Origin of the sequence: Burkholderia sp. Tr-20390 (genome assembly GCF_017104595.1) — a bacterium.
Taxonomy (GTDB): domain Bacteria; phylum Pseudomonadota; class Gammaproteobacteria; order Burkholderiales; family Burkholderiaceae; genus Burkholderia.
The window spans coordinates 1-20,130 of sequence record NZ_JAAGPC010000163.1; the positions used below are offsets into that span (position 1 = coordinate 1).

At 68.3% G+C, this 20,130-nt stretch carries 19 protein-coding genes and 3 pseudogenes; 11 read left to right on the forward strand and 11 right to left on the reverse strand.

What is annotated here, in order from left to right; all coding sequences use genetic code 11:
• Positions 1-7: 7 nt before the first annotated feature.
• The 4 genes and pseudogenes from G3N98_RS30885 to G3N98_RS30900 all read left to right on the forward strand — a co-directional run.
• Positions 8-130, forward strand: a pseudogene (locus G3N98_RS30885) (protease HtpX); the annotation flags it as partial.
• Positions 131-225: 95 nt separating this feature from the next.
• Positions 226-1,524 (forward strand): MFS transporter, encoded by a 1,299-nt coding sequence (locus tag G3N98_RS30890; protein ID WP_206150325.1) that lies wholly within the window; start codon positions 226-228, stop codon positions 1,522-1,524.
• Positions 1,525-1,643: 119 nt separating this feature from the next.
• Positions 1,644-2,705 carry a porin gene (locus G3N98_RS30895; protein WP_206150326.1) on the forward strand — a complete coding sequence of 354 codons (1,062 nt, stop codon included), beginning with the start codon at positions 1,644-1,646 and terminating at the stop codon, positions 2,703-2,705.
• 39 nt (positions 2,706-2,744) lie between these two features.
• Positions 2,745-3,131, forward strand: coding sequence for a BON domain-containing protein (locus G3N98_RS30900; protein ID WP_241026159.1), 387 nt, complete (start codon positions 2,745-2,747; stop codon positions 3,129-3,131).
• A 14-nt stretch (positions 3,132-3,145) separates the two neighbouring features.
• On the opposite strand, the gene G3N98_RS30905 is transcribed toward G3N98_RS30900, so the two are convergent.
• The 7 genes and pseudogenes from G3N98_RS30905 to G3N98_RS30935 all read right to left on the reverse strand — a co-directional run bounded on the left by G3N98_RS30905 (position 3,146) and on the right by G3N98_RS30935 (position 9,968).
• Complete coding sequence (locus tag G3N98_RS30905) at positions 3,146-4,192, reverse strand: ABC transporter substrate-binding protein (RefSeq protein WP_206150327.1); 1,047 nt, start codon at positions 4,190-4,192, stop codon at positions 3,146-3,148.
• Complete coding sequence (locus tag G3N98_RS30910; protein WP_206150328.1) at positions 4,189-5,340, reverse strand: FAD-dependent oxidoreductase; 1,152 nt, start codon at positions 5,338-5,340, stop codon at positions 4,189-4,191. Before G3N98_RS30910 ends, G3N98_RS30905 begins: the two co-directional genes overlap by 4 nt.
• Positions 5,333-6,770: pseudogene (locus G3N98_RS30915) on the reverse strand (FAD-dependent oxidoreductase). The gene G3N98_RS30910 and the pseudogene G3N98_RS30915 overlap by 8 nt, the downstream one beginning before the upstream one ends.
• Positions 6,767-7,111 carry a (2Fe-2S)-binding protein gene (locus G3N98_RS30920; protein WP_206150329.1) on the reverse strand — a complete coding sequence of 115 codons (345 nt, stop codon included), beginning with the start codon at positions 7,109-7,111 and terminating at the stop codon, positions 6,767-6,769. The pseudogene G3N98_RS30915 and the gene G3N98_RS30920 overlap by 4 nt, the downstream one beginning before the upstream one ends.
• A gap of 2 nt (positions 7,112-7,113) precedes the next feature.
• Complete coding sequence (locus G3N98_RS30925; protein ID WP_175032061.1) at positions 7,114-7,908, reverse strand: ABC transporter permease; 795 nt, start codon at positions 7,906-7,908, stop codon at positions 7,114-7,116.
• On the reverse strand, positions 7,905-8,885 hold the full coding sequence (locus tag G3N98_RS30930) for an ABC transporter permease (protein WP_206150330.1): 981 nt from the start codon (positions 8,883-8,885) through the stop codon (positions 7,905-7,907). Before G3N98_RS30930 ends, G3N98_RS30925 begins: the two co-directional genes overlap by 4 nt.
• The gene (locus G3N98_RS30935; protein WP_206150331.1) at positions 8,886-9,968 is read right to left on the reverse strand and encodes an ABC transporter ATP-binding protein; all 1,083 of its coding nucleotides are present in this window, start codon (positions 9,966-9,968) and stop codon (positions 8,886-8,888) included.
• Positions 9,969-10,262: 294 nt separating this feature from the next.
• Between G3N98_RS30935 and G3N98_RS30940 the strand changes: the two genes are divergently transcribed.
• The 6 genes from G3N98_RS30940 (at position 10,263) to G3N98_RS30965 (ending at position 16,396) form a co-directional block, all read left to right on the forward strand.
• Positions 10,263-11,150 (forward strand): IclR family transcriptional regulator, encoded by an 888-nt coding sequence (locus tag G3N98_RS30940; protein ID WP_206150332.1) that lies wholly within the window; start codon positions 10,263-10,265, stop codon positions 11,148-11,150.
• 353 nt (positions 11,151-11,503) lie between these two features.
• Positions 11,504-12,574 carry a porin gene (locus G3N98_RS30945; RefSeq protein ID WP_241026161.1) on the forward strand — a complete coding sequence of 357 codons (1,071 nt, stop codon included), beginning with the start codon at positions 11,504-11,506 and terminating at the stop codon, positions 12,572-12,574.
• A gap of 39 nt (positions 12,575-12,613) precedes the next feature.
• Positions 12,614-12,835, forward strand: a complete 222-nt coding sequence (locus G3N98_RS30950; protein WP_206150334.1) for a DUF3311 domain-containing protein — start codon at positions 12,614-12,616, stop codon at positions 12,833-12,835.
• Positions 12,832-14,310, forward strand: coding sequence for a sodium:solute symporter (locus G3N98_RS30955; protein ID WP_206150335.1), 1,479 nt, complete (start codon positions 12,832-12,834; stop codon positions 14,308-14,310). The genes G3N98_RS30950 and G3N98_RS30955 overlap by 4 nt, the downstream gene beginning before the upstream one ends.
• 64 nt (positions 14,311-14,374) lie before the next feature.
• The gene (locus G3N98_RS30960) at positions 14,375-15,847 is read left to right on the forward strand and encodes an amidohydrolase family protein (RefSeq protein ID WP_206150336.1); all 1,473 of its coding nucleotides are present in this window, start codon (positions 14,375-14,377) and stop codon (positions 15,845-15,847) included.
• A gap of 84 nt (positions 15,848-15,931) precedes the next feature.
• Positions 15,932-16,396 carry an Ivy family C-type lysozyme inhibitor gene (locus G3N98_RS30965; RefSeq protein WP_206150337.1) on the forward strand — a complete coding sequence of 155 codons (465 nt, stop codon included), beginning with the start codon at positions 15,932-15,934 and terminating at the stop codon, positions 16,394-16,396.
• Between the two features lie 145 nt (positions 16,397-16,541).
• Here the strand turns inward: G3N98_RS30965 and G3N98_RS30970 are convergent, their stop codons facing one another.
• Entirely contained in the window at positions 16,542-17,063 is a 522-nt protein-coding gene (locus G3N98_RS30970; RefSeq protein WP_206150338.1) for a GNAT family N-acetyltransferase, read from the reverse strand.
• Between the two features lie 203 nt (positions 17,064-17,266).
• Here G3N98_RS30970 and G3N98_RS30975 point away from each other — a divergent pair, with 203 nt between their 5' ends.
• Positions 17,267-17,650 (forward strand): hypothetical protein, encoded by a 384-nt coding sequence (locus tag G3N98_RS30975; RefSeq protein ID WP_039364182.1) that lies wholly within the window; start codon positions 17,267-17,269, stop codon positions 17,648-17,650.
• 54 nt (positions 17,651-17,704) lie between these two features.
• Here the strand turns inward: G3N98_RS30975 and G3N98_RS30980 are convergent, their stop codons facing one another.
• From G3N98_RS30980 to G3N98_RS30990, 3 genes and pseudogenes are all read right to left on the reverse strand, one after another.
• Positions 17,705-18,193, reverse strand: a complete 489-nt coding sequence (locus tag G3N98_RS30980) for a RidA family protein (protein WP_089443157.1) — start codon at positions 18,191-18,193, stop codon at positions 17,705-17,707.
• A gap of 275 nt (positions 18,194-18,468) precedes the next feature.
• A complete protein-coding gene (locus G3N98_RS30985; RefSeq protein ID WP_206150339.1) occupies positions 18,469-19,239 on the reverse strand; it encodes an ABC transporter substrate-binding protein in 771 nt (256 codons plus the stop codon).
• A gap of 142 nt (positions 19,240-19,381) precedes the next feature.
• Positions 19,382-20,130: pseudogene (locus G3N98_RS30990) on the reverse strand (MFS transporter); the annotation flags it as partial.

Consider the following 20,130-nt stretch of genomic DNA (forward strand, 5'->3'; position numbering starts at 1 on the left):
AGTGGGTATGTTCAATTGGGTCAAAACGGCGATGCTGATGGCCGCGATCACGGCCCTGTTCATCGTGATCGGCGGGATGATCGGCGGTTCGCGAGGCATGACGATCGCGCTGCTGTTCGCGCTCGGCCTGCCGGACGGTGACGACCGGGTGCCGGCGCCCGGCGAGCACGGCGGCGGATAGCGCGACGCCACCGGCCGCCGACGACCAATAAACAGGAGACAGCCATGACGAATGGTGCGCAGTACCGCCCCGGACGGGCGTGGTCCATCGCGACGATGCTCGCGCTGATGATGCTGGTGAATTTTCTCGACAAGGTCGTGCTCGGCCTCGTGTCGGTGCCGATGATGCGCGACCTGCATCTGAGCCCGACGCAGTTCGGCGTGATCGGCGGCAGCCTCAACTGGCTGTTCGCGGTCGCGGCGGTCGCGGGCGGTATCGCCGCGAACCGCTGGCCCGCGAAATGGCTGCTGTTCGCGATGGCGGCCGCATGGGCGCTGCTGCAGTTGCCGATGCTCGTCGCAAGCTCGATCTGGGTCGTCATCGCGTGCCGCGTGCTGCTCGGCATCGGCGAAGGGCCCGCATCGCCGGTCGCGACGCACGCGATCTACAAATGGTTTCCCGATACGCGGCGCAATCTCCCGGTCGCGCTGCTGCACCAGGGCAGCGCGCTCGGCCTGCTGATCGCGGGGCTCGCGATTCCGGTCGTCACGTCGCACTGGGGCTGGCGCGCGAACTTCGCGGTGCTGGCGGTGCTCGGGGCCGTGTGGTGCATCGCGTGGGCGGTGCTCGGCGAGGAGGGCACGCTGTCGCGCGGCCCGCGCGCGACCGGCGGCGAGCGCGTGCCGTACGGGCGGCTGCTGACCGACCGCACGGTGCTCGGCAACTTCCTCGGCCATTTCGCGGCGAACTGGATTCTCGCGATGACGCTCACGTGGATGCCGACCTACCTGCAGCTCGGGCTCGGCTTCGGGCCGCATGAGGCGGGGCGCATGTTCGCGCTGTTCGTCGCGGTCACGTCGCCGCTCAGTCTCGCGCTGGCCTGGCTGTCGCAAACCTTGCTCGCGCGCGGCATGCCGTCGCGGCACGGACGCGGCACGTTCATCGCGGTCACGCTCGCCATCGCCGGCGCGATGCTGGCCATGCTGCCGGTGCCGGAGCTGCCGCGCGCGGCGAAGCTCGTGCTGCTGACGCTCGGCAGCGGCCTGACGCTGACGATGTATTCGATCGGCCCCGCGATGCTCGCCGAGGTGACGCCGGACGCGCAGCGTGGCGGCGTGCTGGCGCTCAGCAACGGCTTCGCGTCGCTTGCGGGCCTCGGCGCGCCGGTCGTCACCGGGATGCTGATCGAGGCGAGCGGCGCGTCGGTCGCGCGCGGCTTCGAACAGGCGGGCGTCGTGTGCGGCGTCGTGCTGATCGCGTGCGGCGTATTCGCCGCCTGGTGCCTCGATCCGCAGCGGTCGCTGCGGCGCCTCGCGGGCGACACGGAGCGTGCCGCGCCGACGGTCGGCGCGTGCGGCCGCTAGCGCTTGCCGCGCACATCGCATTGCATCGCATTCGGCGTACGGCCTGCCAGTCGGGCCGCGGCGCCTTTCGACGGGAGCAGTACCACGAAACGCCGCGCGGCGACGCGGCAGGAGGAGACATGAAGAAGATGATCGCGGCGGCGCTGATCGGCACGCTGTGGGGAAGCGCGCACGCGCAGTCGAGCGTGACGCTGTTCGGCCAGGTCGGTGGCGGCGTGCGATGGGTCAACGGGCAACAGGGCGGCAGCCAGGTGGGCTTCAACGGCACCAACATCATTGCCGGCAACGAGTTCGGGATTCGCGGCAAGGAGGACCTGGGCGGCGGCACGACCGCGCTGTTCGTGCTCGACGGCGCGTACAACACCGGCACCGGCGCGTTGAAGACGCCGGGCACGCTGTTCTCGCAGGCCGCCTATGTCGGCGTGTCGGGCGCGTTCGGGCGATTCACGTTCGGCCGCCAGTTCAACGCGGCCGAGGATCTCGGCATCGCGCTCGATCCGCTCGGCGGGCGCGGGCAATCGCTGGCGGTCGAGCCGGGCGTGCAGTTCGCGGGCAACTTCTTCACGCTCGATTCGCGCTTCAACAACACGATCAAGTATCTCGGCCAGGCGGGCGGCCTGCGGTTCGGCGCGAGCTATTCGCCGGGTGGCGTCGCGGGCAACACGCGTGCCGGCACGAACTTTTCGGCGGCGGCGATGTATTCGTTTGCGAACGTGATGGGCGGCGCATCTTATTCGAAGACGTACAGCGCCGACGGCACGCAATCCGCGCAGACGATCCAGACGGGCGGCACGTTGCAGTTCGGCCCCGCACGCCTGTACGCGAGCTATGCATCGCTGGCCGTGACCGCGCACGGCGCCGGCGCGCCGACGCGACACGACGATATCCCGTCGCTCGCGCTGCTCGTGCAGCCGACGCCGCGCCTGCAGTTTTCCGCCGCCGGTTTCTACGACATCGCGCGCCGCATCGGCAACGTCCCGCGTGCGGACGGCAACAAGCTGACGGTCTACGCGGTTGCCGAGTACTTCCTGTCGAAGCGCACCGAACTGTATGTCGAATTCGATCGAAACGGCATGACGGGCGCCTATATGCGCGACCCCGTGACGCGCGCCGCGTTGGGTTTGCGGCCAGGCGCGAGCGCAACGACCGGCGTGACGCTCGGGATGATGACGCGCTTTTGAACGCCGCGCTTTTCTCATTCTACGAAAAGAGGAATCCTCATGAAAATCCTGATGAAGTCGGTTGCTTGCACCGTGCTGGCGATCGCGGCGTGCTGTACGGCACTGACGCCGGCGCTGGCGCAATCGGACGCGGCAGCCACGCCGTCATCCGCGCCGGTTGCCGGTGCCGCGCCGGCGGCGGCATCGGTCGCCAGGCAGCGCAAGGCGGCCGACCGCAAGCTGATGCGGCGTGTGAGCGCGGCGCTGGCCCGCACGCAGGGATTGAATGCGACGCGTGTGCTCGTGCGCGTGCGCGACGGTGTCGTGACGCTCGCCGGGTCGGTGTCCGATACGGGCCAGGCCGCGCTGGCGGCCGAGGCGGCGCGGCGTGTCGACGGCGTCGTGTCGGTGGTGAACCTGTTGCGGATCGACAGCCAGCCGTTGTGACGCGCGTCGCGGGCTTACCGCTCGATCTGCCGGTTCCAGCGCGTATCCCACTGCGCGCGGCGCGCGTTGATCGCGGTCCAGTCGACGACCGTCACCTTGCGCACCAGGTCGTCGACGTTGCCGAGGCTCTGCTGCATCGCGGCGGGCATTTTCGCGACGCGGTTGGTCGGAATCTGCTTGCCGGCCTCGGCGGCCTTCGTCTGCGCGGGCGCGGACAGCAGGAACTGCGCGAGCTTCTGCGCCAGTTGCGGATCGGGATTGTTCGCGACCACGCACAGATCGACGAGCAGCAGCACGGGGCCTTCCTTCGGGTTCGCGTACGCGACCGGGATGCCCTTGTCCTGCAGGTCGCCGACACCGGTCGGCGTGAGCGGGAACAGGCCGGCTTCGCCGGTCTGCACCATCTCGGAGATCTTCGCCGAGTTCGGGATGTACTCGACGACGTTCGGCCCGACCGTACTCGCCCACTTGCTGAAGCCGGGCTCGACGTTCTGCTCGCTGCCGCCGAGCAGCCGGTTGATTGCGAGGAAGCCGTGCAGCCCGAACGTGCTGCTCGACGCCGACTGGAACACGACCTTGCCCTTGTATTTCGGATCGGCGAAATCCATCCACGACGTCGGCGGCGTCCAACCCTTTTCCGCGAACAGCTTCTTGTTGTACGCGATGCCGGTCATCCCCAGTTGCACGCCCGCGCCGACGTCGTCCTTCATCCGCGCGAACGGGTACAGCTCCTTCAGCACCGGCGAATCGTCGAGCTTCTGGCACACGCCGAGGCTGACCGCGCGCGCCATCACGCCGTCGTCGAGGAACGCGACGTGGATCTGCGGCTTGTTGCGGTTCGCGAGCAGCTTCGCGAGCACGTCCGACGACGTGCCGGGCACGACGACGACCTTCACGTTGTTCGCCTTCTCGAAGTCGGGCAGCACCTGGCTCGTATAGGCCTTCTCCATCGGGCCGCCGTTCATGCCGACATAGATTGTCTTGGTTTGTGCGAACGCGGAGGCGCTTGCGCCCGCGATGCAGAGAGCGGCGGCGGCCGCGATCGTTCCGAGCAGTTTCATTTGTGGGTCTCCTCTTGGGGGAAAGGGGTGGTCGGCGTGGCCTGCGGGGCGAAACGGCCGATCGAGAACGCATCGAGCGGCGTGGCGGTTTCGCCGGCCGTGACGAGATCGGCGAGCACGTCGCCGACACCCGGCGCGAGCAGGAAGCCGCCGCCGGAAAAGCCGAATGCATGCAGCAGGCGCGGCGTCGTGCGGCTCGCGCCGATGATCGGATTGTGGTCGGGCGTGCAGCCTTCGACGCCGCTCCATGTGCGGATCAGCAGCGCGTCGCGCAGCGCGGGCAGCAGCGCGCACGCGTCGCGCATCACCGCGCGCGTCGTATCGACCGACGGCTGGCCGAACTCGCCGTCGCCATGGCCGCGCCCGCCGCCGATCACGCAGTTGCCGCGCGCAACCTGCCGCGCATACACGCCGCCGCCGTAGACGCCCAGGTTGTGCGTGATGAACGGCGGCAGCGGTTCGGTCACCCACATGTTCGGGTAGATCGGCTCCATCGGCACGGCTTCGCCGAAGCGCCCGGCGATCGTGTTCGCCCACGCACCGGCCGAATTGATCAGCCACGTCGCGCTGCACGCGTGGCCGTCTGCATGAAAGTGGAAGCGCGTGCCGTCATGGTGAACGTCGCCGACGGGCGTGTGCTCGAACACGTCGGCGCCTGCCGTGCGGGCCGCGCGCGCGAACGCGGGCGACACGAGGCGCGGGTTCGCATGACCGTCGGTTACGCACAGCGAACCGCCGAGCGCCGCGCGGCCGAGCCACGGATAGCGGCGGCGGAACGCGTCGCCGCGCATCACCTGCAGCGGCAGGCCGTGCTCGCCGGCGAGTGTCGCGTACGCGTCGAGCGCGTCGAGGTCGGTTTCACTGCGCGCGAGCCGCAAGTGGCCCGACACGACGAATTCGCCGTCGATGCCGATCAGCTCGGGCAGGCGATCCCAGATGCGCCGCGCGCGTAGCGCAAGCGGCAGTTGCTCGGCCGGCCGGCCCTGGCAGCGCACGCCGCCGTAGTTCACGCCGCTCGCCTGCGCGCCGCAGTCGCGCCGCTCGAACAGCCCGACGCGCAGGCCGCGCCGTGTCAGCGCGAGGGCGGCCGATGCGCCGACGAGGCCGCCGCCCACGATCGCGACGTCGTAATGCCGGATTTCACTCATCGCGCGCCTCGTCGGGAATCGCCGCGACGTCGTCGCCCGCGAGCGCGGCCGAGATCGGGAAAGGCTTCACGGGTGGTTGCGCGCGCAACCGGCCGACCTCGGCAAGCGGGCGGCCGGTTTCGGCTGCTACGACGGCCGAGCGCAGCCCATCCCCCGCCCGTGCTGCCCTGGCAGCCGCCCATCCCGACGCGTGTCAGCGCCTTCACCCGGTTCAGTTCCGTCGCTGCCCCGGCCCGGATGCAGCGGCGCAGCGTCCCCGCGTCGGTCTCCTCCCCGCGGCACACGATCGTGTCGTCGGCGCAACGCGCGGCCTGCTCGACGGGCGGCGAGAACGCCGTTTCGAGGCCGGCGCGGGAGGCGCCGATGCGCGCGAGCGTGCGTTCGAGCGTTGCCGCGTCGGGCTTGCCGGCCGGCGACGGCGAAACGATGCCGGCGTCGTCGAGCAACGCGAGCGCCGCGCGCCGGCCCGACGCTTCGGCTGCATCCGCGCCCGCGATGCCCGCGCCGTCGCCCGCGACGTAGATCCCGCGTACCGACGTGCGGCCGGCTGCGTCGCGCTCGGGCAGCCATGCACGGTTGAGCGGATCGAAGCCGAACCGGCAGCCGGCGAGATCGGCGAGCTGCGTTTCCGAACGCAGGCCGAAGCCGAGGCCGAGCGCATCGCAGTCGAGCACGCGCGGCGGTGCGTCGCTGCCGGCCGCGCGCCACGCGAGCCCCGTCACATGGTGTTCGCCGAGGACGCGTTCGAGCGTAACCCCGGTTTCGATCGTCACGCCATGCGCGCGCAGCCAGCCGATGTAATAGAGCCCCTTCGCGAAGGTGGAAGGCATGCGCAGCAGCGCGGGCGCGGCGGCGGCCTGGCGGCGCAGCGGGCTCGTGTCGAGCACGGCCGCGACCTGCGCGCCGGCCTTCGCATACTGGTACGCGACGAGATACAGCAGCGGCCCCGTGCCCGCGAACACGATGCGCCGGCCGATCGCGCAGCCCTGCGCCTTCAGCGCGACCTGCGCGCCACCGAGCGTATAGACGCCCGCGAGGGTCCAGCCCGGCACGGGCAGCATGCGGTCGGTCGCGCCGCTCGCGACGATCAGGTGCGAATACGGCACGGTCACTTCGCGGCCGCCCTGCAGCGTATCGACGCGGCCCGCGCCGCACGCCCACGCGAGCGTGTCCGGCCGGTAGTCGACGTGCGGCAGCAGCGCGGCCATGGTCCGGTGCACGGCGTCGGCCTTGGCGGCCTCGAACCCGTACAGCGTGCGCTTGCCGCGTGCGAACGCGCCGTCGGCCGGCGGTTGCCGGTAGATCTGCCCGCCCCAGCGCGCGTTCTCGTCGATCACGACAGGGCGCAGCCCCGCGTCGACCAGCGCCTCGGCCGCGCGCACACCCGCCGGGCCCGCGCCGACGATCACCGGTTGTCGTGCGTCGTTCATTGCGCGTCTCCGGTTGCGACGGGCGGTACGCCGGTGAGAATCCGCATGCCTTCGGCGATCGGCGTCGAGCATGCGCGCATGCGTGCGCCTGCCTCGGTGCGCACCCAGCAGTCCTGGCACGCGCCGATCAGGCAGAAGCCCGCGCGCGGCAGTCCGCTGAATTCGCTGACGCGCACGCGGCGCTGCGCGACGAGGATCGCGGTGAGCACGGTGTCGCCGGCCAGTGCCTGCGCGGGGCGGCCATCGAGCATGAACGCGACGGCGGCACGCTCGCGCTCGGCGACGCGCACGAACTGCGCGCCGTCGTCCACGGGTTCAATTGAACGGGAAACGGGAGTCATCGTCAGTGTTGGCCGATCAGGATGCGGTTCAGGCCGTACACGCGATCGAGCAGCAGCATCGCGCCGGCGGTGATGAAGATGACGAGCGCCGACACCGACGCCATCATCGGGTCGATCGACTCGGTCGCGTACATGTACATGCGCACGGGCAGCGTGACCGTCTGCGGCGACGTGACGAAGATCGACATCGTCAGTTCGTCGAAGCTGTTGATGAACGCGAGCAGCCAGCCGCCGGTGATGCCGGGCACGATCATCGGCAGCGTGATGCGGCGGAAGGTCGTCCACGGGTCCGCGCCGAGCGAGCACGCGGCCTGCTCGATGCTGCGGTCGAGGCCGGCGACGGACGCGAGCACGAGCCGCATCACGAACGGCGTGATGACGATCATGTGCGCGAGCACGAGCCACGCGAACGAACCGGTCGCACCGATCAGCGCGAAGAAGCGCAGCAGCGCGATGCCGAGCACGAGCCCGGGAATCACCAGCGGCGACAGCAGCAGCCCGTTCAGGAACGCGCGGCCGGGAAACGTCGCACGGCCGATCGCGAGGCCCGCCGGCAGCGCGATCGCGAGCGATAGCGTCGCCGATGCGAAGGCGAGCTTCAGGCTGTTGAAGAACGCGGTGACGAAGTCGGGGTAGTCGAGGATCGCGCGGAACCAGCGCAGCGACAGCCCGTGGGTCGGCAGCGTCAGCGTCTCGTCCGGCGTGAACGCGACCAGCACGACGATCGCGAGCGGCGCGAGCACGAACAGGATCACGAGCGTGTGGAACGCGAGGGCGAAGGGGCCGTTCTTTCTCATCGGGATGCGCCTCCGAGGCTGCGCGCATAGCGGCGTTCGAGCACGCGGTAGTAGGTGAGCATCACGACGAGGTTCGCGACCAGCAGCAGCACCGCGATCGTCGCGCCGAGCGGCCAGTTCAGCGAGCCGAGGAATTCGTCGTAGACGGCCGTGGCCGCGACCTTCAGCCGGCGCCCGCCGAGCAGGCCGGGAATCGCGAACGCGCTCGCCGACAGCCCGAACACCATCAGGCTGCCCGACAGCACGCCCGGCATCAGCTGCGGCAGCACGATGCGGCGCAGGGTCGTGAGCGGCGATGCGCCGAGCGACAGCGCCGCGTGCTCGGTCTGCGGATCGAGCCGCTGGAGTGCCGTCCATACGGGGATCACCATGAACGGCAGCATCACGTGCACCAGTGCGATCACGATCGCGAAGGTCGTGTATTCGAGCTTGTACGGCCCGAGGCCGACGAGCCCGAGCGTCCGGTTCACGAGGCCGCTCGTGTTCAGCAGCATGCTCCAGCCGAACGCGCGCACGACGATCGACACGAGCAGCGGCGCGAGGATCGCGAGCAGGAACAGCGAGCGCCACGGGTCGCGCATCTTCGACAGCACGTACGCTTCCGGCGTGCCGACGGCGACGCAGATCGCGGTCGTGAGCACGGCGATCCCGAACGTGCGCAGGAAGATCGTGTGGAAGTACGACGAACCGAGCACGTCCGCGTAGTTGCCGAACTGGAACGCGGCGATCGCGCCCGTCGCCGGGTCGAAGCGGTAGAACGTCAGCACGAACGTCATCGCGAGCGGTACGAGCACGAGCGCGGCGAACAGCGCGAAGGCGGGCGCGCACATCAGCCACAGCGGCGCGTGCGCACGCCAGGTCGCGCGTGGCGCGGGTGCGGCGGTGCGTGCCGGCACGGCATCGACGGAAGCCGCGGCCGGGTGCGCGAGCGCGGCCGGCGCGCCGTCGGTTGGAAGCGGACGGGTAGGCTGTCCCATTCAAGCCTCCCGGCGCATCACGCGCACGGCGTCGCTGTGCCAGTCGATGCCGACCGGCGCGCCTTCCGCGAGCGGCTCCGCGCCTTCGTTCTGGCAGCACACGAGCACTTCGCCGAGCGCGCTGTCGGCGCGGTACAGCCACTGGCTGCCGAGAAAGAAGCGGCTCGTGATGGTCGCGGCGAAGCGGCCGGCTTCGGGTGCGCACAGCCGCAGCTTTTCCGGACGGATGCAGACCGACACCGCGTCGCCGACGCGCAGGTCGCGTTCGCGCGGCGGCAGGTGCGCGGCGCGGCCGGTTTCGGCGAGGTCGTGCCCGAGGTCGATGCGGATGGCGTCACCGTCGTGCGCGACGATCGTGCCGGGCAGCAGGTTCGCCTTGCCGATGAACTGCGACACGAAGCGGTTTTCCGGGCGCTCGTACGCGCGGTATGGCGTATCGGTCTGCGTGACGCGGCCGGCGTCCATCACGACCACGCGATCGCTGATCGACAGCGCTTCCGACTGGTCGTGCGTGACCATGATCGTCGTCGTGCCGATCTTGCGCTGGATCGCGCGCAGCTCGAACTGCATGTCCTCGCGCAGCTTCGCGTCGAGGTTCGACATCGGTTCGTCGAGCAGCAGCACCGGCGGCTCGATCACGACCGCGCGCGCGATCGCGACGCGCTGCCGCTGCCCGCCCGACAGCTCGCGCGGGAAACGGTGCGCGAGCGCATCGAGGCGCACGAGCGCGAGCGCGGCGCGGATGCGCTCCGCGCGCTCGGCCTTGTCGACGCCGCGCATGTCGAGGCCGAAGCCGACGTTTTCCGCGACGCTCATGTGCGGAAACAGCGCATAGCTCTGGAACACGATGCCGAGCCCGCGGCGGTTCGGCTTCAGGTGCGTGATGTCCTGCCCGTCGAGCGCGATGCGCCCGTGCGTGACGTCGACGAAGCCGGCGATCATCTGCAGCGTGGTGGTCTTGCCGCAGCCCGACGGCCCGAGCAGCGACACGAATTCGCCTTGTTCGACCGACAGGTTGACGTCGGCGACGGCGGTGAGGTCGCCGAAGGTTTTCGTCAGATCCGTAAGCGTGAGAAACGACATGGGAAGCTCCGGGTTCGCACACCGCGTGGCCGGTGTGCCGATGACGCGGACTCTAGCCAGCCATATTTCGGAGCGTCAATTTCGAATTCTGCTGAACGGGATGAATTTCGGAAAAATTCCGGTGAACGGAATTAATCGTGGTGCGGCATGCAAATCGTTCCGCTGGATGACGGGCGGCCAGGTGGGGAAATGCACGCGTCAATCCCGGGCACACCCGGATGCCCGCGGAATTTCGGCCGGACGACAATGGCGGCTACCGTATTCCGTTCATTGAAATCATCGAGGAGAGCCGGCATGCAGGAACCCCATTCGCCCGGAACGTCGCCGGCCGCCCGCGCGGCGCACCCGGACGAGGACGCCGCCGATCCGGCCGGCGCGCCGGGCACCGGCATGCTGCAGCGTGCGTTCGCGATCCTGCGCGCGTTGGCCGGCATGCAGCAGGACGGCGTGCGCGTCACGCATCTCGCGAAGGCTGTCGGCCTCACGCAGGGCACCGCGCACCGGATCCTGCAATCGCTGATCGCGGAAGGGATGGTCGAGCAGGACGAGCAATCGAAGCTGTACCGGCTGAGCGTCGACTTCTTCGCGCTCGCCGCGCAGGCCGGCAACCCGAGCAGCATGCGCACGCTGTGCCGCCCCGCGTTGTTGCGGCTGTGCGCGAGTCTCGGCGAGACGATCTTCCTGCTCGTGAAGAGCGGCTTCGACGCGGTGTGTCTCGACCTGTGCGAAGGGCCGTTCCCGATCCGCTCGTTCACCGGCGACATCGGCGGGCGCATCGCGCTCGGCGTCGGGCAGGGCAGTCTCGCGATCCTCGCGTTCCTGCCAGAAGCGGAACGCGAGGAAGTGATCCGCTTCAACGTGCCGCGCATTCGCGGCCATGGCGTGCTCGACGAGGTGTACCTGCGCACCGAGATCGAACGCGTGCGGCAGCTCGGCTACGCGGGCCGCAACAGCGGCGTGCTCGACGGGATGGCCGGCGTCGCCGTGCCGATCCTCGATCGCACCGGGTATCCGGTGGGCGCGCTGAGCGTCGGTACGCTCGCGTCGCGCCTCGGCGACGACCGGATGCCGATGGTCGTCGAACTGCTGCGGCGCCAGGCCGATGTGATCGGGCCGCGCACCAACCCGTTCGACGCCGCGCTGCGGCGGCCGATGCACGGGCTATCCGGGAAAACCGCATAGACGCATCACGCGTCGCCGTTTCGTCAGCTTGCTTACGCGAGCCCTTCACGTCTGAGCAAAGCGCGCCATGTCCCGCGGACACGCGCGCTTTCGTTTCTCTTGCAGCGGCGCGCCGTCCCCGCTCGTTTCCTCGTCATTCGATTTTCAACTGCCGCTCAGTTGAACATTTCATTTCTTGATGTGATTGCGGCTGGATACCATCCAGCGACTGTCTATACAACCCGATCGGCGCGTATGGGCGGGCTCAAAAAAAACACAACACATCGATGAACAGGTTTGGAGCGGAGAAGACGGAGATGGTACGAATCAAAGGTGGGAAGACGAGCGCCGCGGGCGTGGGCGCAGCCGTGGCCATGCTGTTTGCCGGCGCCGCGCACGCGCAGTCGACGGTGACGCTGTACGGGATCGTCGACGCGGGCGTGACCTACACGAACAACGCGAAGGGCCACGCACTGTGGCAATTCACCGGCGGCAACGAATCGGGCCCGCGCTTTGGCTTGATCGGCACCGAGGATCTCGGCGGCGGCCTGAAGGCGAACTTCCGCCTCGAGAACGGCTTCAACGTCGCGAACGGCGCGCTCGGGCAGGGCGGCCGGATGTTCGGGCGTTCGGCGTGGGTCGGCCTGAGCGGCGCGAACTGGGGCGCGGTGACGCTCGGCCGCCAGTACAACTCGACGCAGGACATCCTCGGCTCGCTGCAGATGAGCAGCTTCCTCGCGCAGTACTCGACGCATCCGTTCGACAACGACGACATCAACAACACGTTCCGCACCAACAATGCGGTGAAGTACGTGTCGCCGACGATCGCGGGCCTGCAGGCGAACCTCGTGTACGGCTTCTCGAACTCGACCGGCTTCGCGAACGACAACAGCTGGAGCGCGGGCGTCACGTACGCGAACGGGCCGCTCAACGCGGGCGCCGCGTATGCGCGCGTGAACCATCCGGCGGTCAGCCCGAGCGGCGCCGTTGCTTCGGACAACTACTATCCGGCATCGGAATCGGTGTTCGGCGCGAGCCTCGGCAACGCGATCCGCCAGCAGATCTGGGGCGCGGGCGGCAGCTACGCGATCGGGCCGGCCACGCTCGGCCTGCTGTACACGGGCTCGAACTTCGGGCAGGCGACGGGCGGTGCGCTGCGCTTCGACAACTACGAAGGCAGCCTGCGCTACCTGATCACGCCGGCGCTGATGGCTGCCGCCGGCTACACCTATACGCAGGTCGCGCGCGCCAGCGACAGCGGCCACTATCACCAGGTATCGGCCGGCGTGCAGTACCTGCTGTCCAAGCGCACCGATGTGTACGTGAACGGCTTCTACCAGAAGGCGTCGTCGGGTGTCGGCCGGGCGTGGATCGACGGCACCGACAGCGCGTCGTCGACGACGTCGCAGGTGGCGGTGGTGGTCGGCATCCGCCAGAAGTTCTGATGTTCTGACGCGTACGCGCGTCTTCCGGAGGAGGCACTCATGAAACTCAAACTGTTGCTGGCGGCGTTGCCGTTCGTCGGGATGTATGCGGGCGGCTCGCTCGCCGAGGTGCGGCCGTTGCTGTTCGGGCTGCCGTTCCTGCTCGTCTGGAACCTGGTCTGGATGGCGGCCACCGCCGCGATCCTCGCGATCCTGTTCCGTCTCGATGAACGCGACGAGCGCGACGCGGCCCGCGCCGGCCGCCCGGGAGACGCGCGATGAACGCATCGATCCTCATCATCGCGGCGTTCGCCGTGTTCGCGCTCGCGATCGGCGTGATGGCGCGCCGCGGCCGCAAGCTTACGCTCGAGCAGTGGGCGGTCGGCGGGCGCGGCTTCGGCTCGCTGCTCACGTTCCTGCTGATGGCCGGCGAGGCGTTCTCGACGTTCTCGTTCCTCGGCGCGAGCGGCTGGACCTACAGCAAGGGCGTGCCCGCGTTCTACATCCTGTCGTACGGCTGCCTCGCGTTCGTGATCGGCTACTGGATGCTGCCGGCGATCTGGCGTTACGCGAAGGCGCGCGGGCTCGTGTCGTTCGCCGACTACTTCGCGGCGAAGTACGACAGCCGCGCGATCGGCGTGCTGGTGTCGGTCGTCGCGGTGTTCGCGATGGTGTCGCTGCTGATGATCCAGTTGCGCGGGCTCGGCGTGATCGTGTCGGAGATGTCGTACGGGCTGATTCCGCAAGCGGCCGCAATCTGGATCGCCGCGACGCTGATGGCCGTGTACATGGTGGTGTCGGGCATCCACGGCTCGGCGAGCATCGCGATCTTCAAGGACGTGCTGATCCTCGCGATCGCGATCTTCCTCGGCCTGTACCTGCCGATGCATTACTACGGCGGGCTCGGCGCGATGTTCGCGAAGCTCGACGCCGCGCATCCCGAACTGCTGCGCATGCCCGAGCACGGCTTCAACCTGAGCTGGTACAACTCGACGATCCTGCTCACGTCGCTCGGCTACTACCTGTATCCGCACGGGTTCACCGCGATCTACGTCGCGAAGGACGAGCGCGCGCTGCGCCGCAACGTGATCCTGATGCCGCTGTACCAGGTGCTGATCGCGTTCCTGTTCCTCGTCGGCTTCGCGGCCGTGATGACCGTGCACGGGCTCGAAGGCGCGCAGGCCGATCTCGCGCTGCTGCGGCTCGTGAAGCAGACGTTCCCCGCGTGGTTCGTCGGCATCGTCGGCGGCACGGGTCTGCTGACCGCGCTGGTGCCGGGTTCGCTGATCATGCTGAACGCGTCGACGACGATCGCGCGCAACATCTACCGCGAAGGCTTCGCGCCGAACGCGACCGACCGCGAGGTGACGCGCGTCGCGCGGATCGCGCTGCCGATCTTCACGCTGGTGGTCGTCTACTTCGTGCTGCGCGGCGGCGCGACGTTCGTCACGCTCGCGATCTTCTCGTCGAGCCTGCTCACGCAGCTCGTGCCGATGCTCGCATCGAGCTTCCTGAAGCGGCCGTTCGGCACGCGCGAAGGCGCGTTCGCGGGGATCGCCGCCGGCGCGATCGTGATCGGGATGACGAACTACTACGGCGTGACGCTCGCGTCGCTGTTCCCGCGCGCGCCGAACACGCTGACGTCGATCAACCCCGGGCTCGTCGCACTCGCGTTGAATGCGGTGGTGTTCATCGTGATCAGCGCGGGACAGCGCAGGCTGAAGGCGCGGGTTGCTGCGCCGGTCGGTTCCGCGTGACGGCTGGACGACTGGACGGCTGGATGGCAATGAAATCAATCGAACGACAACAGGACACTGTGCGATGACGACCGAGGACAACCAGGCGGACAACCGCGAAGCGATCGATACGCTGATCGCGAATGGCTGCGTGATTACGATGGACCCGCAGCGGCGCGTGATCGAGCATGGCGCGGTCGCCGTGAAGGGCGATCGGATCGTCGCCGTGGGCGGCACCGACGAACTGCAGGCGCGCTATCGCGCCGCACGCACGATCGACGCGCGCCGCAAGGCCGTGCTGCCGGGCCTGATCGATGCGCATGCGCATGCGGGCCACGCGATGCTGCGCACGATCGGCGGCGCGGACGGCGACGCATGGTCGGCCGCGGCCGAGACGATCTACACGCGTGCGTCCGACGAGGCGTTCTGGGAGACCGAATCGCACCTTGCCGCGCTCGAGCGGCTGAAGGCCGGGGTGACGACGGGCGTGTCGCTGCTCGGCGGCGGCAACTCGATCATGCGCGTCGACGATCCGGTCTATGCGCGGCGCCATTGCGATGCGGTCGTGCGCACCGGTACGCGCTCGATCGTCGCGGTCGGCCCGTCGCGGCCGCCCGCGCCGCGTGCTTACACGCGCCACACGCCGGGCGGCAGCGACACGCGCGACATCGACTTCGACACGATGTACGCAGTGTGCAACGGCATCATCGACGAATGCCACGGCGATGCCGACGGCCGGATCCGCATCGCGCTCACGCTGCCCGTGTACGGGCCCGAGCACGACCCCGAACTCGCGCGGTACGAACGCGACTTCCGCGACCAGGCCGCGCGTTACGGCGCGCTGGCGCGCGAGCGCGGGCTGACGTTCACGCAGGACGGCCACCGCGCGGGCACGCTCGCGTTCGCGCACCGCGAGCTCGGCTTGCTCGGCCCGACGTCGTTCATGTCGCACAGCATCGACCTGACCGACGACGACATCGCGGCATGCGTCGAGACGGGCACCGCGATCGTCCACAACCCGAGCGCGATCATGTCGATCATCGGGCGCTGCCCGGTGCCCGAGCTGATCGATGCGGGCGTGACGGTGGCGATCGCGTCGGACGGCGCGGCGCCCGATCGCGGCTACGACATGTTCCGCCACATGTGGCAGTGCATGCATTACCACCGCCGGCATTTCCGCGACCCGGACGTGCTGCCGCACGGCAAGGTGCTGGAGATGGTGACGATCGACGCGGCGAAGGCGCTGTCGGTCGATCACGAAGTCGGTTCGCTCGAAGCCGGCAAGCTTGCCGACATCATCCTCGTCGACCTGTTCCGGCCGCACATGATGCCGATGAACATGCCGGTGTATCGCGTGACGTGCTTCGCGAACGCGGCCGACGTGTGCATGACGATGGTCGGCGGAAGGGTGCTGATGGAGGAGCGGCGCGTGTTGTCGGTCGATGAGGAGGCGATTCTCGAACGGGTGAACGAAGTCGCGGCACTCACGATCGAGCGCAGCGGGTTGCGTCACCTGCTCGACGAGCCGAAGACATTGTGGAGGCGGAGTCACTATTGACTGACAAAAATTGACATGACGGGACGAACTCTTGTCGGTTTTGTGGCGACTAAGGAATCGTCACATCGATAGGAGTATGGATAAATGAACGTCAGGATGCCGCTTGCCGCTGCCGCGCTGATCCTCACCCAGGCCGCATGGGCCGCGGGCCCCGCGCCGACGAAAACCTGGACGATGAGCGCCATCCCCGGCGATCGCGCGGCGAGCGACGCGTTCGCCGCGATGAAGAAAGGCCACGCGGTGCCGGCATGGGTGACGAACGGCACCGAATCTCCGGCAACCACCGTCGTGTTCGGCGGGCACGACGTCTACGTGATGACGGCTTGCAAGCCGCACAGGTGCGGGTCGGAGCGCATCGCGGTGCTGTACGACCCGCAGAAGAAGGTGATGTACGGTGTGCTGTCGGTCGCCGGTCCGAAGGAGGGCGCCGAGAAGCTGACATGGCTCAATATCGGCGGCGGTAGCGAATCGATCGACGGACGGACGATTCTCTATGCGGCACTGACGGGCAGCCTCGAGAACCACCCGGACGCGTTCAATTACAAGTGACGCCGGCCGATTGACGGCCGTTCACGCATCAATCGCCGTCGCTGCCCGAACGGGGCGACCGAAGTGAAGCAGGGGCGTCGCGCGATCCTACGCGACGCCCTGTTTCTTTCGCCGGCGCACCTCGGTCGGCATGCCGCTGCGAAGGTCAGCGACGGTAGATGAACTCCAGGTCGGTCGCTTCCCCGACCTTGAAATCGTACGTGCCGACGCGCTTGAACCCGGCTTTCTCGTAGAAGGCAATGGCCTTCGCGTTGCCCGACCACACGCCCAGCCACACCGGGCCGGGGCGTTCCGTGGCCAGGTAGTCGAGCGCGGAATCGAACAACGCGCGCCCGGCGCCGGTCCCTTGCGTGCCGCGTCGAAGGTAGATCTGATGGATTTCCCCGGCACCGTCGGCAACCTCCGGGTGCGGGAGCTTGCACGGCCCCGCGTGCGCATACCCTACCAGCCGGCCGTCGTCGCATTCGGCGACCCACGTGCGGCACTGGGGATCGTTGAGCTGGCCCGTGACTGTCTCCACCGAGTAGGTCTGGGTCTCGTACGCAGCCAGATCGTGCGGCGGGTAGTCGATATTGAATCCGTCTTGCAGAAAGGTTTCGCGAAACGTGTCGCGCTTCAGTTCGGCGAGCGGGATGGCATCGGAGGGCGTCGCAACGCGGATCAACATGGAGGATGGCTGGGTTCGTGGATCGGGCCGACAGTTTATCCCGGCTGACGAGCGGCTTGCGAGCGCCGGGTCGACTTGCGTGTAAGCCGTATCAAGGGCGTATGAGCCCGAACCTGATCGACCGCAAGGCGATCGTGCCGATGCCGGTGGTTGACCGCCGACGGACATGCTAGGATTTCCGACAAACAACTTCGGAGACTGCCATGCCGTTCATCTGCGAAAACGTTGCATGCCGCGCCGTGCTGGCTCGCGGGCAGGTCAGGCCCCATCAAGAGGACTCCGGGTGGTGTTTCTACTGCCCGGACTGCAACACCCGGAACGAGTTGATGTACGTCGACGTGGCCGGCGGCGCCGTCGAACTGGTTCAGCCGGAGCGTGCCAGCCCGCCGCACAAGGTGGTGGCGACGGCCCGGCCGTTGCAGGACGGCAAATACGCCGCGCAGTTGAGCGTTCAGCGGGCGCTCGCCGTGAAGGGAACGTACGCGGCCGAAGAACACTGGGATGAACTCGGTGTGTTCGGCGACGCGCAGGAAGCCGTCGCGCACGCGAAGTCGTTCGCCACCGACCTGTTGCAGCGAGCGGCGTAGTCGCTCCGTACGACGCTGACGGGGCGTGCCTGTCGCGATCGCTCGCGACAGGCGTCATGGCTTGTCGAGCACGGCGATACAGTCGATTTCGACGAGAAAGTCGGGATTCGGCAATGACGCCACGATGGCGGTACTTCGGGTCGGGAATTTCCCGGCCTGGAAGTATCCCGCGTAAATGCGGTTCATCTCCTTGAAGTCTTCCCGGCGCACCAGCATCACATCCACCTTCACCACGCGGTCCCATCCTGTGCCTGCGGCCTTGAGGATGCCCGTGACGTTCTCCATCGCCTGGGTCATCTGCCTGGTGAAATCGCCGACGGCGAGCTTGCCGTTTCGGTCATAAGCGGGAATCCCCGAAACGAACACAAGATTGCCGGCTTTGATGGCCGGGGCGAGTGGTACGGGGATCACGTACTGATCGGGGGGCTGCACATATTCCAGCGGTGTCCGAGCGGAAGCGGCTTGCTGACCCATCGGTGTCGCACAGCCGTCCAGAAGGAGGCCGGATCCGACGAGTCCGGCAACAAGGAAGGGCGTTCGCATCGTGTTCTCTCCCGGGATCGGTCCAGTGCGCGATCCGGCAGTGGGCACGCTGCGAGACAGCGGATCGTGAACTCCTCCAGACAGTTTAGGAAATCGAAGTACAAAGGGTTAGGTTTCCCGCGCGGGAGGGTGCCGTACCGGGAGAAGGGGGCGGCCGGTGCTCCGTTTGTCCTACGAAAGGCGGCTGGCGATCGGCATCGACGGGTCGAGGAAATTATGCAGGGGCGTCGTGCATTCGTGTACGACACCCCTTCGCGTTGCCTCGTTCGTTCCCGTCAGTTGTAGATGTCGAACGAAAAATACTTCTTCGCGATCCGCTGGTACGTCCCGTCCTGGATCAGGCTCGCCAGCGCCTGGTTGATCTGCGTGCGCAGCGCGTCGTCATCCTTGCGCACGCCGATCGCCGAACCCACGCCGAGCGTCTTCGGATCATGCAGCGGCGGCCCCGCGAATTCGAAGTTCGCGCCCTTGGCCGTTTTCAGGAAACCGAGGTCGGCCTGCACCGACGATTGCAGCGACGCGTCGAGCCGCCCCGACAGCAGGTCCTGGTAGACGAGATCCTGCGTCTGGTACGTGCGGACGGTCACGCCCTTCGGCTCCCAGTACGTGCGCGCATAGGTTTCCTGCGTCGAACCCTGCTCGACGCCGACGCTCTTGCCCTGCAGCGATTCGGGCGTCGGCTGCAGGTTCGAGCCGCGCCGCGCGACGAGCCGGGGCGGCACGTTGTCGATCTTGTCCGTGAATGCGATCTGCGCGAGGCGCTTCTCGGTCACGCTCATCGACGACAGCACGCCGTCGAACTTGCGCGCCTTCAGCGCGGGGATCATCCCGTCGAACGCATTTTCGACCCACACGCAGCGCACCTTCATCCGTTCGCAGATCGCATTGCCGAGATCGATGTCGAAGCCGACGAGCTTGCCGTCGGGCGCGAGCGATTCGAACGGCGCATAGCTGGGGTCGACGCCGAGGCGCAGCACCGCCGGGTCTTTCGCGGCGGCGGCGCCGGCCGTCAGCGCGAGCGCGACGGCCAGGACGAGTTTTTTCATGTCTGTCTCCAATACCGATTGATGTTGTTTGTCGTGAAGCGAACCAGCGGCCGTCGGGCGTGACTGCCCGCGCCCGGCCATGCGCGGGCGGCGGGACGTTGCGCCGGCAGCGGCCGGCGAACGTCCGGATTCGAAGGGGGCGTTAGCGGGCGGCGCCGGTGATGCGCACCATGCAGTGCCGGTAGCCGGCGGGCGCGAACGCGGCGTTCAGCGCGGCCATCGCGGCGATCACGCCGAGATGCATCCACCACGCGATCGCGAAGCCGCCGCCTGCATCGCGCAGCCAGCCGATCAGCCAGGGGCTGGCCGCGACGGTCAGGAAGCCGATGCCCTGCACGAACGCGGCGAGCGCGCCGGCGAGCCGCGCATCGGGCAGGTGGTCGAGCGTGACGATCAGGCTCATCGAGAAGAAGCCGCCGAGACCGAGGCCGACGCTCGCGACCCAGAGCCACGGCGCGTGCGCGGGCAGCGTCGCGAACCCGATGAAGCCGACCGCCTGCAGCGCGAGCGTGAGCCACAGCACGGCGCGGCGGTCGGCCGAGCGTTTTGCGAGCATCGGCATCGCGAGCGCGCCGATCGCCTGGAACAGTGCCATCCACGCGAGCAGGTTGCCGCTCGCTTGCGGACGCATGCCGATGCCGCGGTAGAACGCGGGCAGCCACGCGACGAGGCTCGCGTAGCCGCTGTTGCTGAGCCCGAAGAACAGCGCGAGCTGCCACGCGCGCGGAATGCGGATGAACGCGGTGAGCGGAGCCGACACGGCCGTCGCGCGCACGGCGTCGCGCGGCGCCTTCGCCCGCCACAGCGCGAGCGTGACGAGCGCGGGCACGGCAGACCCGAAGACCGGCGTGTGGGGAAAGAGGGTATGGCATGGTGTAGCTCGCTAGCGCT

Coding starts and splice junctions, on each gene's coding strand:
- G3N98_RS30930 (WP_206150330.1), bottom strand. CDS start 8,885: ATGGGACAGCCTACCCGTCCGCTTCCAACCGACGGCGCGCCGGCCGCG.
- G3N98_RS30925 (WP_175032061.1), bottom strand. CDS start 7,908: ATGAGAAAGAACGGCCCCTTCGCCCTCGCGTTCCACACGCTCGTGATC.
- G3N98_RS30920 (WP_206150329.1), bottom strand. CDS start 7,111: ATGACTCCCGTTTCCCGTTCAATTGAACCCGTGGACGACGGCGCGCAG.
- G3N98_RS30945 (WP_241026161.1), top strand. CDS start 11,504: ATGCTGTTTGCCGGCGCCGCGCACGCGCAGTCGACGGTGACGCTGTAC.
- G3N98_RS30955 (WP_206150335.1), top strand. CDS start 12,832: ATGAACGCATCGATCCTCATCATCGCGGCGTTCGCCGTGTTCGCGCTC.
- G3N98_RS30905 (WP_206150327.1), bottom strand. CDS start 4,192: ATGAAACTGCTCGGAACGATCGCGGCCGCCGCCGCTCTCTGCATCGCG.
- G3N98_RS30900 (WP_241026159.1), top strand. CDS start 2,745: ATGAAAATCCTGATGAAGTCGGTTGCTTGCACCGTGCTGGCGATCGCG.
- G3N98_RS30975 (WP_039364182.1), top strand. CDS start 17,267: ATGCCGTTCATCTGCGAAAACGTTGCATGCCGCGCCGTGCTGGCTCGC.
- G3N98_RS30965 (WP_206150337.1), top strand. CDS start 15,932: ATGAACGTCAGGATGCCGCTTGCCGCTGCCGCGCTGATCCTCACCCAG.
- G3N98_RS30980 (WP_089443157.1), bottom strand. CDS start 18,193: ATGCGAACGCCCTTCCTTGTTGCCGGACTCGTCGGATCCGGCCTCCTT.
- G3N98_RS30890 (WP_206150325.1), top strand. CDS start 226: ATGACGAATGGTGCGCAGTACCGCCCCGGACGGGCGTGGTCCATCGCG.
- G3N98_RS30895 (WP_206150326.1), top strand. CDS start 1,644: ATGAAGAAGATGATCGCGGCGGCGCTGATCGGCACGCTGTGGGGAAGC.
- G3N98_RS30935 (WP_206150331.1), bottom strand. CDS start 9,968: ATGTCGTTTCTCACGCTTACGGATCTGACGAAAACCTTCGGCGACCTC.
- G3N98_RS30950 (WP_206150334.1), top strand. CDS start 12,614: ATGAAACTCAAACTGTTGCTGGCGGCGTTGCCGTTCGTCGGGATGTAT.
- G3N98_RS30910 (WP_206150328.1), bottom strand. CDS start 5,340: ATGAGTGAAATCCGGCATTACGACGTCGCGATCGTGGGCGGCGGCCTC.
- G3N98_RS30960 (WP_206150336.1), top strand. CDS start 14,375: ATGACGACCGAGGACAACCAGGCGGACAACCGCGAAGCGATCGATACG.
- G3N98_RS30970 (WP_206150338.1), bottom strand. CDS start 17,063: ATGTTGATCCGCGTTGCGACGCCCTCCGATGCCATCCCGCTCGCCGAA.
- G3N98_RS30985 (WP_206150339.1), bottom strand. CDS start 19,239: ATGAAAAAACTCGTCCTGGCCGTCGCGCTCGCGCTGACGGCCGGCGCC.
- G3N98_RS30940 (WP_206150332.1), top strand. CDS start 10,263: ATGCAGGAACCCCATTCGCCCGGAACGTCGCCGGCCGCCCGCGCGGCG.